16 protein-coding genes are annotated in these 14,465 nt (G+C 60.1%); 6 read left to right on the forward strand and 10 right to left on the reverse strand.

Annotated features, from left to right (window positions below; genetic code table 11):
• The 5 genes from trmH to AB5Y85_RS07725 form a co-directional block, all read right to left on the reverse strand.
• Nucleotides 1-506: tRNA (guanosine(18)-2'-O)-methyltransferase TrmH (trmH, locus tag AB5Y85_RS07705; RefSeq protein WP_368221308.1), on the reverse strand; the 506-nt coding region annotated here is incomplete at its 3' end.
• 44 nt (nt 507-550) lie between these two features.
• Nucleotides 551-2,668: a bifunctional GTP diphosphokinase/guanosine-3',5'-bis pyrophosphate 3'-pyrophosphohydrolase gene (gene spoT, locus AB5Y85_RS07710; protein ID WP_005339255.1), complete on the reverse strand. Its 2,118-nt coding sequence runs from the start codon at nt 2,666-2,668 to the stop codon at nt 551-553.
• A gap of 131 nt (nt 2,669-2,799) precedes the next feature.
• A complete protein-coding gene (gene rpoZ / locus AB5Y85_RS07715; RefSeq protein ID WP_005307060.1) occupies nt 2,800-3,075 on the reverse strand; it encodes a DNA-directed RNA polymerase subunit omega in 276 nt (91 codons plus the stop codon).
• Nucleotides 3,076-3,154: 79 nt separating this feature from the next.
• Entirely contained in the window at nt 3,155-3,781 is a 627-nt protein-coding gene (gene gmk, locus AB5Y85_RS07720) for a guanylate kinase (RefSeq protein ID WP_257687315.1), read from the reverse strand.
• A 303-nt stretch (nt 3,782-4,084) separates the two neighbouring features.
• Nucleotides 4,085-5,137 carry a glycosyltransferase family 9 protein gene (locus AB5Y85_RS07725; protein ID WP_257687314.1) on the reverse strand — a complete coding sequence of 351 codons (1,053 nt, stop codon included), beginning with the start codon at nt 5,135-5,137 and terminating at the stop codon, nt 4,085-4,087.
• A gap of 222 nt (nt 5,138-5,359) precedes the next feature.
• Between AB5Y85_RS07725 and AB5Y85_RS07730 the strand changes: the two genes are divergently transcribed.
• Both AB5Y85_RS07730 and AB5Y85_RS07735 read left to right on the forward strand, forming a co-directional pair.
• Complete coding sequence (locus AB5Y85_RS07730) at nt 5,360-6,073, forward strand: 3-deoxy-D-manno-octulosonic acid kinase (protein ID WP_005339249.1); 714 nt, start codon at nt 5,360-5,362, stop codon at nt 6,071-6,073.
• Between the two features lie 70 nt (nt 6,074-6,143).
• Nucleotides 6,144-7,007, forward strand: coding sequence for a sensor domain-containing diguanylate cyclase (locus AB5Y85_RS07735; RefSeq protein WP_257687313.1), 864 nt, complete (start codon nt 6,144-6,146; stop codon nt 7,005-7,007).
• Nucleotides 7,008-7,013: 6 nt separating this feature from the next.
• Here AB5Y85_RS07735 and AB5Y85_RS07740 read toward each other — a convergent pair whose 3' ends face one another.
• Nucleotides 7,014-7,868, reverse strand: coding sequence for a carboxylate/amino acid/amine transporter (locus tag AB5Y85_RS07740; protein ID WP_101531372.1), 855 nt, complete (start codon nt 7,866-7,868; stop codon nt 7,014-7,016).
• A gap of 39 nt (nt 7,869-7,907) precedes the next feature.
• Here AB5Y85_RS07740 and AB5Y85_RS07745 point away from each other — a divergent pair, with 39 nt between their 5' ends.
• Nucleotides 7,908-8,369, forward strand: coding sequence for a TNT antitoxin family protein (locus tag AB5Y85_RS07745; protein ID WP_257687312.1), 462 nt, complete (start codon nt 7,908-7,910; stop codon nt 8,367-8,369).
• 125 nt (nt 8,370-8,494) lie between these two features.
• Here AB5Y85_RS07745 and AB5Y85_RS07750 read toward each other — a convergent pair whose 3' ends face one another.
• The gene (locus AB5Y85_RS07750) at nt 8,495-8,656 is read right to left on the reverse strand and encodes a hypothetical protein (protein WP_005339236.1); all 162 of its coding nucleotides are present in this window, start codon (nt 8,654-8,656) and stop codon (nt 8,495-8,497) included.
• Nucleotides 8,641-9,540, reverse strand: a complete 900-nt coding sequence (locus AB5Y85_RS07755) for a DMT family transporter (protein WP_005357113.1) — start codon at nt 9,538-9,540, stop codon at nt 8,641-8,643. Before AB5Y85_RS07755 ends, AB5Y85_RS07750 begins: the two co-directional genes overlap by 16 nt.
• Before the next feature lie 91 nt (nt 9,541-9,631).
• On the opposite strand from AB5Y85_RS07755, the gene AB5Y85_RS07760 reads away from it, so the two are divergent.
• On the forward strand, nt 9,632-10,591 hold the full coding sequence (locus AB5Y85_RS07760) for a LysR family transcriptional regulator (protein ID WP_005357110.1): 960 nt from the start codon (nt 9,632-9,634) through the stop codon (nt 10,589-10,591).
• Here AB5Y85_RS07760 and trpS read toward each other — a convergent pair.
• Nucleotides 10,570-11,583 carry a tryptophan--tRNA ligase gene (gene trpS, locus AB5Y85_RS07765; RefSeq protein WP_257687311.1) on the reverse strand — a complete coding sequence of 338 codons (1,014 nt, stop codon included), beginning with the start codon at nt 11,581-11,583 and terminating at the stop codon, nt 10,570-10,572. The genes AB5Y85_RS07760 and trpS overlap by 22 nt on opposite strands.
• A gap of 192 nt (nt 11,584-11,775) precedes the next feature.
• Nucleotides 11,776-12,213, reverse strand: coding sequence for a universal stress protein (locus AB5Y85_RS07770; RefSeq protein ID WP_005339229.1), 438 nt, complete (start codon nt 12,211-12,213; stop codon nt 11,776-11,778).
• A gap of 401 nt (nt 12,214-12,614) precedes the next feature.
• Between AB5Y85_RS07770 and fabV the strand changes: the two genes are divergently transcribed.
• On the forward strand, nt 12,615-13,802 hold the full coding sequence (gene fabV, locus AB5Y85_RS07775; protein ID WP_257687310.1) for an enoyl-ACP reductase FabV: 1,188 nt from the start codon (nt 12,615-12,617) through the stop codon (nt 13,800-13,802).
• Between the two features lie 92 nt (nt 13,803-13,894).
• Nucleotides 13,895-14,419: a non-heme ferritin gene (gene ftnA / locus AB5Y85_RS07780; RefSeq protein ID WP_005339225.1), complete on the forward strand. Its 525-nt coding sequence runs from the start codon at nt 13,895-13,897 to the stop codon at nt 14,417-14,419.
• Nucleotides 14,420-14,465: the final 46 nt, after the last annotated feature.

A 14,465-nucleotide genomic window follows, 5' to 3' on the forward strand; every position in this document is an offset into this window, starting at 1 on the left:
CCGGCCAGCTCGCGCTGGCGCTGCGCCTCGTAGAGGATGGCGGCGGCAGCCACCGAGACGTTGAGGGACTGCACCATGCCCACCATGGGGATGACGATATGGTGATCGGCCAGCGCCAGCGCCTCTTCACCGATGCCGTGCTTCTCCTGGCCCACCAGAATGGCGGTTGGTTTGGTGTAGTCGATGGCGCGAAAATCGACGGAGCTGTCGGAGAGGTGAGTCGCCAGGATCTGCATGCCGGAGGCTTTAAGCTCGGCAACGGCTGTGCCGATATCCGGGTGCAGTTTTACATCCACCCAGTTCTGGCTGCCGCGGGCGGTGCCCTTGCGCTTGTGGATCCAGGTTTTGGGCCAGACGGCGTGTACCCGGTGGATGCCGATGGCATCGGCGGTACGCACGATGGCGGCCAGATTGTGAGGTTTGTGTACCTCTTCCATACAGACGGTCAAATCGAGCTGACGCTGGGCCAGCATGTCGGTGATGCGCTTGAAGCGTTCGGGGGTCATGGCTTGTCTCAATAAAAGCAGCAGGCGGCTTGCGCCGCCTGTGTTCAGTTCTTCTGTCGGCTCACCTTGAGCACGTTGGGCATCACGCGGATCTTGCGCATGATGTTGGCCAGGTGGATGCGGCTCTTGGTGGTGATGAGCAGGCTGACCTGATAGACCCGGCCATCCTTCTCTTCGGTGCTGATGGCGTGAATATTGGCGCCGGTGGCGGCAATCACGTTGGCCAGCTCGGCCAGCGCTCCCTGATGGTTGACGATCTCGATGCTGATACCGGTGCGGAACTCCTGCTCCTGCTCCTTGTCCACTTCCCACTGCACCGGCAGGTACTTGTCCGGCTCCTTGCTGTAGCCCTTGATGTTGCGGCAGGCTTCCTGGTGAATCACCAGACCCTTGCCCGGGCTGATGTGGGCGATAATGGCATCCCCCGGGATCGGACGGCAGCAGTTGGCGAAGGTGACCAGCATGCCGTCGGCACCCTTGATCGGCATCTTCTTGCTGCTGGTTTTGGGCTGCTCTTCCGGCGGCAGTTCATCCCCCAGCATGCGGCGCGCCACCATGACACTCATGGCATTGCCGAGGCCCACATCGGCCAGCAGCCCCTGCAGATTTTCGTGCTTGGTATCGGCCAGCACCTGTTTGATGCGCGGTTCGGGAATGTCTTCGATATTCTTGGCGCCCAGAGCATGGTTGAGCAGGCGGCGACCCAGCACCACCGACTCTTCGGTACGCAGGTTCTTGAGGAACTGGCGGATCTTGGAGCGTGCCTTGGTGGTCACCACGAAGTTGAGCCAGGCCGCGTTGGGGCGAGCGCCCGGCGCCGTGATGATCTCCACCGTCTGGCCCGAGTGCAGCGGGCTGCTGAGCGGGTAGGGGTGGCGGTCGACCCGCGAACCGACGCAGGCATGGCCGATATCGGTGTGCACCGTGTAGGCGAAGTCCACCGGCGTGGCGCCAGCGGGCAGCTCCATGATGCGTCCTTCCGGCGTGAACACGTAGATCTCGTCGGGGAACAGGTCGGTCTTGACCCCTTCGATAAATTCAAACGAGCTGCCGGCGCTCTGTTGCAATTCCAGCAGGCTCTGCATCCAGCGCTGGGCGCGGATCTGGGCAGTGGTGCCCGAGCTGTCGCCATCCTGCTTGTAGGCCCAGTGGGCGGCAACCCCTTTGTCGGCCATCTGGTCCATGAACTCGGTGCGGATCTGCACCTCGACCGGTACCCCGTGCGGCCCCACCAGAGAGGTGTGCAGCGACTGGTAGCCGTTGGTCTTGGGGATGGCGATGTAATCCTTGAAGCGGCCGGGGCGCGGTTTGTAGAGGCTGTGCATCTGCCCCAGCACCCGGTAACAAGTATCTATGTCCTTCACCTTGACACGAAAGGCGTAGATATCCATTACCTCATGAAATTGCAGCTCTTTTTTCTCCATCTTGTTGTAGATGGAGAAGAGATTCTTCTCGCGGCCACTGACCTGATGCTCGATCCCCGCTTCTTTCAGGCGACCGCTGATTTCGCTCTGGATGGAGTCGATGATCTCGCGGCGATTGCCACGGGCGCGGCGCACCGATTCGCGCAACACGCGGGATCGCATGGGATAGAGCGCCTCGAAACCCAGCTCTTCCAGCTCGTTCTTCATGGTGTGAATACCGAGGCGGTTGGCGATGGGGGCGAAGATTTCGAGGGTTTCCCGGGCGATGCGGCGGCGTTTGTCAGGGCGCAGGGAGCCCAGGGTGCGCATGTTGTGGGTGCGGTCGGCCAGCTTGATCAGAATGACCCGGATATCCTGGGTCATTGCCATCACCATCTTGCGGAAGTTCTCGGCCTGCGCCTCTTTGCGATCGCGAAATTTCAGCTTGTCGAGCTTGGAGACCCCGGCCACCAGTTCTGCAACCGCATTGCCAAACTGTTCGGCCAGATCGGCCTTGGTGACAGAGGTGTCTTCGATGACGTCGTGCAGCACGGCGGCCATCAGGGTTTCATGATCGAGGCGCATGTCACCCAGAATCCGGGCAACGGCAACAGGGTGGGTGATATAGGGTTCGCCACTGGAACGCATCTGACCCTGGTGGGCATCACGGGCCACCACATAGGCTTGCTTGAGCTTCTCAACCTGCTCTGGCGGCAGGTAGGAACTGGCTATTTCTTTAAGGTTTTCAAATAAATACAAGACAGTCCCCGCAGCGGTGAAACGGCAATTCGTGGAATTGAGGGTATAGCCCTGAGTTTGCGAGGTTTTCGAGCGGTTGTAAATGGGGATGAACAGTCGGCACCCGGGCGGGTGCCAACCGGAGGAATAACTTAACCGCGGCCTTCGGCGATGGCAGCAACGGCAGCCAGCTCGGCGGCTTCCTGCTCTTGCTGTTCGTAGCGGTCCTGGGTGTCCATCACTTGATTGTTCACCAGACCCAGCTCGATCTCACGCAGGGCGATCACAGTCGGCTTGTCGTTCTCTTCGTCGACCAGGGGATCTTTGCCTTGTACCGCGATTTGACGAGCGCGGCGCGCGGCGACCAGCACCAGGTCAAAACGGTTACCTACCTGTTTTACAGCATCTTCTACAGTAACGCGTGCCATGCAGGACTCCAGTGTTTGGGCTTTCTGTATTTAGAAAAGCAGTGTTTAAAAATGACGCAAAAGTTTACTTGTTTTTGGCTTACTCTGCCAGTAGCTGTTGCAGCAAGTTTTTTTGAGCCTGTTGCTGGTGACGCATCTCCAGCCGTTGGCACTCAATAATGGACCTGAGCTGGAACAGCGCCTGCTCGAAGTCTTCGTTGATAATGACATAGTCATACTCGTCGTAGTGCACCATTTCGGCAATGGCTTTCGCCATTCGGCCGGCAATCACTTCGGCGCTGTCCTGACCGCGCCCAATCAGGCGGCGCTCCAGCTCTTCGCGGCTGGGGGGCAGGATGAAAATGGATTTGGTCGGCATCTGCTCGCGGATCTGGCGGGCACCTTGCCAGTCGATGTCGAGGAATACGTCGATCCCCTTGGCCAGACTGGCTTCGATGGCGGCGCGGGAGGTGCCGTAGTAGTTGCCGAACACTTCGGCCCACTCCAGAAAATCACCACGCTCGATCAGCGCCTTGAACTCTTCCACCTGAACGAAGTGGTAGTGTACGCCGTGCTCTTCGCCCGGGCGGGTGGCGCGCGTGGTGTGGGAAACCGACAGCTGCATCTTGCCCGCAGCGTTATGTTGGGTCAGCAAGGCATTGAGCAGACTGGATTTACCAGCGCCGCTCGGAGAAGAGATGATATAGAGAGTGCCTTGTTGCGCCATATTATTACCTTTAATCGAAACCGCTGTTTTGGTTGTAGCAGAGACTGCCGTCTTGTGCCCGAAAGGGAGACAGCCAAACGCAAAACGCGGAAAATTCTTGAGTCAGAAGGATGTAAAGGCGGCGAATTTTACCAGAATGCGGCGAATAAAAAAACGGCCGGAATCATATTCCAGCCGATCAAAGTATTCGTAGCTTGCTGCGGAAGCGTAACCCACATCAGCCTGCATTGTGCCTTTGGCTGAGGGCAGAGGCTATCAGGTTATCCCTGCCTGATGGCTCGGAATTCCCGAGGTGCCCTGTCACTACGGCAGCTGACGATCGGCACAGAGCCGATCGAAGGCGGCGATCACCTGCTCGCTGGTGATTTTTCGCATGGCCTCCGGATCCTTGAGGCGGGTGCGCCAGCTCAATTCGGCCAGCGGCTTGCCGGTCTCCTGCTCGACCAGCTCCTGATAGACGCTGACCACGTAGTCGCGGCAGAGATATGGGCCGGTGCGGGCCGGATTGTGGTGGGCATAGAGACCGATCACCGGCGTGCCCACTATGGTGGCCATATGGGTGGGGCCGGTATCGGGGGCCAGTACCAGCCTCGCCTCGCCAATCAGCGCCAGCAGCTGCTTGAGGTTGGTCTGCCCCACCAGATCGACCGGCTTGCTCTGGCTTAAGCGCTGGATGTCGGCAGCCAGATCCCGCTCCAGTTTGGCCGGCCCGCCACAGAGATAGACCTGAAAGCCCTTGCTGGCGGCGTGATCCGCCAGCGCGGCATAGCCTGCGGCCGTCCAGTTCTTGAAGGCCTTGCTGGCGGCGGCGCAGATCAGCAGGGTCGGTTTGCCGCCAATCTTCTCCCTTGCCCACGCCTGATGTTCGGCGCTGATGGGCAGCTGCCAATCCGGGGTCAGATCCTGGATGCCGAGCTCTTTGGCGAAAGCGAGGAAACCGTCCAGCACATGGGGGGAGGCAGGCGAAGGCACCTTGTGGTTGGTGAACAGCCACTGGCCGTCGTTGGCCCGTTCCCGATCAAACCCGAGTTTGACCTTGGCGCTGATGCCGAGGGTGGCGATGCTGGCTCGCATCGCTGCCTGCAGGTGGAGCAGGGCATCGAATTTGCGTCCCTTGAGGGTCTGCCAGAGATCGCGATAGCCGCGCCATCCCTTGCTCTTGTCGAAGGGAATCAACTCGACGCCGGGCAGATCGGCAAACAGGGTTGCCTCGATTTTGCCGGTGATCCAGGTGATACGGGTCTGTGGCCACTCCCGCTGGATGACGCGCACCAGTGCCAGTGCGTGGCAGCAATCCCCGATGGCGGAGAGCCGCAGGATGCAGATGGAGGAGGGGGGCGTTTGAAATAGCGGCATGTTGTGGCGCACGGCTGGCAAAAAGGGTGGATGGCATTATGCAAACTCCCCTCTGGATTGTAAAATTGCGCACAATCGTCAGCCAGGATAGGCCGGGCCCAGCGCCATGACCTGTCTCTGCACGTCGTTGATTAAAGGCCACTATTGCGGGCATGCCAGAGCGGCAGCCTCATCGCCAATTGAAAAATTGCGATCCATGACCCACCGAGCGGGATCTCCACGATGCGAGTACAGACCGAACACAACCAGATCTGCTGGTATGCCGAAGGGGCCTTTCGCGACCCTTCTCCCCAGTTATTCGATCCTGCCTGGTGGCAGAACAACCGTCAGGTGGTAGGGACCTCCATCGGACGGGGAGTGACCTGGTTCGTCAAGGATGAGTCCCGCCATCTGGTGCTGCGCCACTACTATCGCGGCGGCATGGTGGGCAAGGTGGTGCGGGATCGCTTCTGGTTCGAAGGGGTCGAGTCGAGCCGTGCCATGGCCGAATACACCCTGCTGGCCAAGCTGTGTGAGCTGGGGTTGCCGGTGCCGCGTCCGTTTGGTGCCCGCATGGTCAAACAGGGCCCATTCTATCGTGCCGATATCCTGATTGAGCGAATTCGCGGTGCCAAGGATATGGTGGCGCTGCTCAAGCAGGGGCCGGTGGCGACCGAGGTGTGGCACAAGATAGGCCAGACGGTGCGCCAGCTGCACGATGCCGGGGTCTATCACGCCGATCTCAACAGCCACAACCTGCTGCTCGATAAAGAGGGCAAGGTGTGGGTGATCGATTTTGACAAGGGGGCGATCCGCTCCCCCGGCGAGTGGCAGAAGGCCAATCTGGAACGCTTGCTCCGTTCATTCAATAAAGAGTCTCAACTGCATACCAGTTTCCACTTCGTACCGGAGAACTGGCAGACCTTGATGAACGGGTATCAGGGAAAAGCACTCTGACCCTGTTGCTCGGCGTGAACGCCAATGTTACTTATTGAGCAGGTATTCAGATCCTGTTTCGAGGCGCCCCATGGAAATGCTCAAGACACCTTTGGTCGATGTGACTGTCCGGCTTGATCCGGGTCTGCTGTCTGATGCCATGGCGCTGCTGGAGGCGGGGATCTGGAGCTGGTCAGCCCAACATGGACTGCAGCGTGATCCCTCCTGCCTGCGCCTGTTGGGATTGGGAGAGTGTTGGCCGGATGATCTCGGCTGGCTGGATCGGGTTCATCCCGACGATGTTGCCCGGCTGGAAGATGCCCTGCTCGCCTGCCAGAGCGGCCGCAGCAGCGGTCTGCGCCTCGAATACCGCATTCTGCATCATCACGGTCACTACATCCGGCTGGAAGAGCGGATGCGTCGCGATGAGCGGGGCTATCTGCTGGGGGTTGTCCGTCACCTCGATCCCGCAGCCGTGCTGGTGGAGGAGCGACATGGCACCGATCCGCTGACCGGTTTGGAGAGCCGTGGCCGCTTCGAGCAACTGCTGGAGGATCGGCTGGCGACCGAGAGTGGCACTTTCAGTCTGCTGCAGTTTTCGGTCGATCATATGGCCAAAATCCAGCAATTGTTTGGCGAAGCTGCTTGCGACGCCATGCTGGCCAAGCTGGCGCGTATCGTACGTCACGAACTGCGGCGGGAAGATCCCTTCGCCCGCTGGGATGAGGACGGTTTTATCCTGATGCTCTCCCAGACCGAGCGGATGAGTGCGCTGGAGATCGCCGAGCGGCTGCGCCTCGAGATTGCCGATGCCAGCCTGCTGTCACAGCGGCCGGTCACCGTCAGCATCGGGCTGGTGCAGAGTCAGGCTGGCGAGCAGCTCGATCATCTGCTGGCCCGGCTGGCCAGCTGTCACAGTCAGGCCAGACGGGAGCACAACACCGTCGTCGGCTGAGTGAGGTCAGGGTTGGCCGCTTTTGTCACGCTGGCAGACCCAGAGCGAGGCCAGCATCAGCAGGCCGCCGATGGTCAGTCGGGTCAGATCAGTATCCTTGCCCCAGAGCAGCAGATTGACCAGCAAGCCGGCCGGAATGAGCGCATTGTTCATGATGGCCAGCACCCCGCTGGTGACCAGCGTCGCCCCCTTGTTCCAGAGGAAGTAGCCGAGGCCGGAGGCACCCACCCCCAGCCAGAGCAGAATACCCCACTGCAACCCTGACGTCGGATATTGCGGCTTGCCCAGTAGCCACCAGGCGGGCAGTGCGATCACCAGCGCCCCCAGATAGAAGCAGCCGAACACCGCCAGTTGCGGCGGTTGCTCCACCTCCCGTGCCAGCAGTACCTTGTAGCCCACCTGACCCAGGGCGAAACAGAGGTTGGCCCCCTGCACCACCATAAATCCCAGCACATAGCTTTCGGTCAGGCCGTCGAAGCGGATGACGGCAGCCCCGAGCACCGCCAGCAGGGCGCCCCACAGATAGGTGGGCTTGAAGCGCCCCTCCAGCAGATCGTGGAGCAGGGTGACGTAGATGGGGGTGAAGATGGTAAAGACCAGCACTTCCGGCACCGTCAGCAGCAGGAAGGAGTGGTAGTAGAAGAGATACATGATGCCGAGCTGGATGGCGCCGAGGGCCATCAGCTTGGCCGCCAGATCGGGGCGCAGCCAGCGGCGGCGCAGGAAGGGGAGAAACACCAGACTGGCGAGGGCGATGCGGGTCAGCACCGAGAAGTAGGCATCCACCTGGCCAGCGAGGTAGACCCCGATAAGGCTGAAGGAGAATGACCAGAGCAGGGTGACCCCTATCAAGTAGTTCATGTGTTTGATTTATCATCAGTTGTCAATTTTAAGGGGGCTATGATGGCCGAGATGGAAGCGGCAATCCAGCGTTTATGGGCGCGATTGCCACAGGTCGGAGCATTTTCCTTTACCGCCAGCAATGGCGAGGGGTCGGCGACCGACTGGAATGGTCGGGGCGAGGGGCGTGTGCAGGTGACCGATCATCAGGGGGGCTGGCTGTTTAACGAGCAGGGTCGCTACACCACGCCTCATGGCAGGGAACTCGCCATGCACAACTGCTTCTGGTGGCAGCGCAGCGAACGGGGGATCCGTCTCTCCCATCTGCGTTATGAAGCGCCGGTCGCACTGTTCGAGCTGCTGCAGCAGGGGGATGGCCGCTGGCTGACCGCCGAACCCCATCTGTGCGGGGCGGATCACTACAGCGCCGAGTTGACCGAGATCGACGGCGGTTTTCTGCTGAGCTGGCAGATCACCGGGCCGCGCAAGAACGAGCGACTCAGCTATCGCTATCTGATCTGACGCCGGCTGGCAGGCATAAAAAAAACCGGCGCAGAGCGCCGGTAGCAGGGGACAAATCGGAGGTTTTTTAAAACAGTCCCAAAAACAGGAGAGATAGACTCTCGTCACACATTCAGAGATGGACTTCAGGCATTCAGGGCATAGCTCAGCATGGCTTGCAGCTTGCTATCGAAGAACCAGGGCAGCAGTACCATCAGCAGGCCCAGGATCCCGGCCAGCCGCTGGCGATATTGCCAGCCGGCAATCAGTACCAGACCACCGCACAGTGTGGTCAGGATGCCTGACATAGGGAGACCTCGCGCTGCATGCGACGCTGTTGCGCCCACTGGTTCATGGCGACCGAGCCGAGGATCAGGGCCAGAGCAACACCTGTGGTGGGGTGGATCTGCTCGCCGAGGAACAGGGCACCCAGCATCACGCCGAACAGCGGCACCAGATAGTTGCTGAAGGAGGCGAACGTCGGGCCGGCCTTCTGGATCAGCGCCATGTAGAGGAAGTAGACCAGACCGGTACAGAGGGTACCCAGCACGGTAATTGCGCTCAGGGCCTGGGTGCTCGGCAGGGTCAGGCTGCCGAGATCAACCATGAAGGGGGCGACCAGCAGCAACTGGATTGCCGAGGAGATCAGGATATTGCGGGCGACCACGACCGGATGGTCCTTGGCAAAGCGCTTGATCATCAGCAGGCCGATGGCGAAGCAGCTGGCACCCAGCAGGATGGCCATGGCACCGAGCAGGCCGGCGTTCATGCCCTGGGAGAGTTTCGGCCAGAACAGGGTGAGCACACCGGCAAAGCCGATGATCACGGAAAGCAGACCGGTTTTGGTGATTCTTTCACCAGAAATAAACAGCGGTGCAGCCAGAATAGTCACAAACGGGATACAACCCATGACCACGGCGGCGATGGCGCTATCCACATACTGTTGGCCCCAGGCGACCATGATGAAGGGGATGGTGGCATCCAGCAGGGCGATCAGCATATAGGTGCGCCACGGGGTGTGCTCACTCTTGAGCCGCATGAACAGGCAGAGCAAACCCAGGGTCAGGCTGCCGCACAGGGCACGACCGGCAGCCACCAGAATGGGGGGCAACTCGGCAACGGCCTGGTGCATGAAAATGAATTGGGAACCCCACAGCAGGCCAATGGCCAGCAATAACAGATAGCTACGCATTTGAATCTCCGATGTATTAAGCCAGCGCATTCTAGGCAATCTGTTACTATGGTAAAAATGAATTGTTGGCATTTAACTATGGCTAATATCGATGGATAGCTCGCTCGCCCGTCTCGACCTCAACCTGCTCGCCGTATTCGACATGCTGATGCAGGAGCGCAATGTCACTCGTGCCGCCGAACGACTGCATTTGTCCCAATCCACTGTCAGTCACGCCTTGGGGCGGCTGCGAGTGGCGCTGGATGATCCGCTGTTCGTGATGAGTCGGCGCGAGATGATGCCGACCGAGCGGGCCAAGGCGCTGGCCGGGCCGGTACGGCAGGCGCTGGCGATGCTGGAGCAGGGATTGCGGCAGGCCAAGGGGTTTGATCCCGCTACCGCACGGCGGATTTTCCGTATCGCCACCCCGGGCTCGGTGGAGCACGGACTGGTGCCGGTGCTGGTGGAGAGGCTCCATCGGCAGGCCCCTCACTGTCGGCTTGAGGTGTGCGAGCTGGCGGACAGCGACTACGAGCGGGAGCTGGAGAAGGGGGAGCTGGATCTGGTGATCGGCTTCGCCGGAGCGAATCACCTCTCACCTCGCTTGTGGCGGGAGGAGTGGTTCAACAACCCGCTGGTCTGCCTGTCGCCGCTTGGCAGCGAGTTGCCCGATGTGCTGACCCCAGTCGAGCTGGTGAGCCGTCCCCACATCCACACCTCCAGCTGGGGTCACAGTCAGGCGATGGTGGAGCTCTGGCTGGCCCGTTTCGGGGTGGAGCGGGAGCTGGGCGTGCGGTTGCCGAGCTTTATGGCGGTGCCGCCGCTGATGGCGACCGGCCGCTATCTGGTGGTGGTGCCCGAGATGATCGGGCGCCACTTCTGCCGCTACTACCCGCTGCGGATGCACCAGCTAGACCCCGCCATCCCCATCGTCTACCTGATGGCGGGGCACCCGCTCACCGCCCATGACGAGGCGATCGGCTGGTTCAAGAGCCTGCTGCACCAGCTGGTGTTCGACCTCTACGGCGACGATGCACTCGGGACCCCCGCTCAGCGGATGCTGGCGAAGTAGTCGAGCCCCATGGCGCCTTTCACCTCCGCCAATACCTCATCGGTGATGATGCGGGCCTGCTCGGTGCCCTGATAGAGCAGCTCCAGCAGCATCTTCTTGTCGGCAATGGCCGCGGCACGGCGCTCCCGCATCGGGGCGAGCAGGGTCTGCAGGCAGTCATTGAGCACCTGTTTGCAGCGCATGTCCCCCAGCCCGCCGCGCCGGTAGTGGGCCTTCATCTCGGCGACCAGCGCCTTGTCCGGATGGAAGGCATCGAGATAGGCGAACACCGTATTTCCCTCCACCTGACCGGGATCGCTCACCTTGAGGTGGTTGGGGTCGGTATACATGGCGAACACCGCCTGTTTGACCTCTTCCGCCGACATGCCGAGCTCTATGGTGTTGCCGAGAGACTTGGACATCTTGGCCTTGCCGTCGATGCCGGGCAGGCGGCCGGTGTCGCTCAGGATCGGCTGGCACTCGGTCAGCACCTCTTTGCCTACCAGAGAATTGAAGCGGCGGACGATCTCGTTGGTCTGCTCCAGCATCGGCAGCTGATCCTCCCCGACCGGCACATGGCTGGCGCGAAAGGCGGTGATGTCGGCGGCCTGACTGACCGGATAGACCAGAAAACCGGCCGGCAGCGTGCGTTCAAACCCTTTTTGCTGGATCTCCGCCTTGACGGTGGGGTTGCGCTCAAGCCGGGCGACGCTGACCAGATTGAGGTAGTAGCAGGTGAGCTCGGCGAGAGCGGGCAGGGCGCTCTGCAGGCAGAAGGTGGTCTTGGCCGGGTCGAGACCGACCGCCAGATAGTCAGCCATCACCTCCAGCACGTTGTCGGTCACCTTGGCCGGGTTGTGGCCGTTGTCGGTCAGCGCCTGCAAATCGGCGATCATCACGAATTGACGGTAGTGGTGTTGAGCTTCGACGCGCTGGCGCAGGGAACCGACATAGTGGCCGATGTGCAGTTTGCCGGTGGGACGATCGCCAGTCAGGATTACAGGGTTGTGCATGTCACTCTCTCCAGTTGGGTGAGCCGGGAGGCGACAAAGGGATAAAAACAGTTGACCGCCTCTCGGCGGTCACGGTGTTTTCTTTGGGAAATCTTGAATAGAAACGCGGTGCCGCCTGTTTAGGAGCAGCACCACCAGTAGTTGTGATTGAATGCGGTCATGTTCATAGCAAATCAAACTACGCCGGTTTCATTACTTCTGCAAGGGGACGACCAGCAGATCGCAGGGTACCGTATTCATCAGCTGACGGGCGCTGGAGGTGAGCAGGCTCCAGAAGCTCTGGCGATGGCCGCACACCAGCAGGTCGATCTCGTACTCCTTGACCGCCTGATTGACCCGCTCGCTCAGATCGCCGCATATCACCAGCTTCTTCTCGATGGGATAGTCCACCGAGGCCAGAAATGCCTCCAGCTTCTCTTTCGCTTCGGCGATCACCTGATCCTGCACGTTGTCGATGTCGATATCGATCATCTCGGTGTAGAGATCCTTGAGGTCCACATCGACATGGATAACCGACAGCTTGGCGCCGTTGGAACGGGCTCTGTCCACCGCCTTGTCGATCACCTTGCGGTTGTCTTCAGAGAGGTCGATCGCGGCCAGAATATGCTTGTAATAGGTTGTTCCACTCATGGGGGTTCTCCTTACCGATCCTTCAGCCCACTATACCAATCTCTGCTGAAACTAAAATGGTGCCTCAGGCACAGTTTTGGGATTTAAATGAGTTTAATGACGTGTGACACAGGGTCAGCCACTCAGTTATTAACCACTATTTGCCTATAAATTAAACAAGAGTTTGACGCCGGTCACACCCCTCGGCTTGCCGATCTGGGGGGAGAGGCATAGGATGGGCCCGTGCTTCGCAATGAACACAAAACAACAAAAAGCATCTGAATACCGCTTTGGGGAGCCACGTGCTCCCTTTTGTTTTTCTGCCTCATCTCCCGCTGCTTTTCTGACTGATAGCGATCCGGCATCAAGTTAATCTCCTTCGATTTGGTTATGCTGTAGCCAGTTTCTTTGGAGGCCTTCCCATGATCATTCATCCCCAGATTCAAGGTTGTGTTGCCCGCAACTGTCACCCTATCGGCTGTCGCGCCGCCGTGCAGCAGCAGATCGAACGGATAAAGGCTGCTGGTCCGTTCAACGGCCCCAAGCGGGTGCTGGTGCTGGGTGCCTCCTCCGGGTTTGGACTGGCGTCGCGCATTGCACTCGCCTTTGGTGCCGGTGCCGACACCATTGGTATCTCCTTCGAGCGTGGCCCCTCTGACAAGGGGCTGGGCAGTGCCGGCTGGTACAACAACATCTGGTTTCGCAAGGAGGCGGAGCAGGAGGGGCGTATCGCCATCAACCTGATTGGTGATGCCTTCTCCGACGGCATGCGTCAGCAGGCCATCGACACCATCCGTCAGCAGCTGGGGCAGGTGGATCTGGTGATCTATTCGATGGCGAGCGGCATCCGGGTGCTGCCCGACGGCACGCAGGTGCGTTCGGTGCTCAAGACCACCGGCCAGCCATTCAGCGGCTGGGGGTTGGATCTGGAGCGCGATACTCTGGTGCAGCAGTCGCTGGCGCCTGCCACGCCGGAGGAGATCCGCGATACCGTCACCGTGATGGGGGGCGAGGATTGGCAGCTCTGGATGCAGACGTTGCAGCAGGCCGGTTGTCTGGCCCCCGGTGCGCAAACCGTGGCCTACTCCTATATCGGCCCCGAATCCACCTATCCCCTCTATCGCGATGGCACCATCGGTTATGCCAAGGAGCATCTGCACGCCACCGCCGAGACCATCAACCTGCAACTGGCCGAGATTGGTGGCCACGCCTGGGTATCGGTCTGCAAGGCGCTGGTGACCAAGGCGAGCGCCTATATTCCGGTGCTGCCGGTTTATCTCGGCTTGCTGATGGGGGTGATGAAGGCGCGCGGCGTCCATGAGGGCTGCATCGAGCAGATGCAGCGACTGTTTGCCGCCAAGATGTACGGGCCCAATGGGGTGGTGGCCGATGGTAACCGGCTGATCCGGATGGATGACCACGAGCTCGACCCGGCCATTCAGGCCGCCGTTTCGGCGCTCTGGCCCAAGGTGACGCCGGACAATTTCCACGGGCTGGGAGACTTTGCCGGGCTGCGGCAGGATTTCATGCAGCTCAACGGCTTCGAGCTGCCGGGCGTCGATTATGCTGCGCCAGTGGATGTCGCCTCCCTTAGGGAGCTGACCCCCTGAGCTGAAAGAAACGGGATCTCCCTCTCGTTGGCGGGTTGATTCGCGGCGGGAGTGTGGCGACAATCGATACCAAATCACTGAGGAGAAACAAGATGCTGGCCCAAGCCATGATCGAGAAGTTGAACGAGCAGATTAACCTGGAGTTCTACTCCTCCAATCTCTATCTGCAGATGAGCGCCTGGTGCGAAGACAAGGGCTTTGAAGGGGCGGCGACCTTCCTGCGCCAGCACGCAGTCGAGGAGCGCCAGCACATGGAGCGTCTGTTCACCTACGTGAGCGAGACCGGTGCCATGCCAAAACTGGGTGCCATCGATGCCCCTCCCCACGAGTTCAAGTCGCTGGGCGACGTGTTCCGTACCACCCTGGAGCACGAGTATCACATCACCAAGTGCATCAATGGTCTGGCTCACGTAGCCTTCACTACCCAGGACTACTCCACCTTCAATTTCCTGCAGTGGTATGTGGCCGAGCAGCATGAAGAGGAGAAGCTGTTCAAGAGCATCGTCGACCGTCTGGGTCTGGTGGGTGAAGATGGCAAGGGCCTCTACTTCATCGACAAGGAGCTGGCCGAACTGGCCAAAGGCGCCCCTGCCAGCATCATGGACAGCAACGCCTGATAGTCGTGGACACTTAGTGTTCAGCCAGTACAATAACGGCCCTTTT

This window comes from Aeromonas sp. R3-1 (genome assembly GCF_040908345.1).
GTDB lineage: Bacteria > Pseudomonadota > Gammaproteobacteria > Enterobacterales > Aeromonadaceae > Aeromonas > Aeromonas veronii.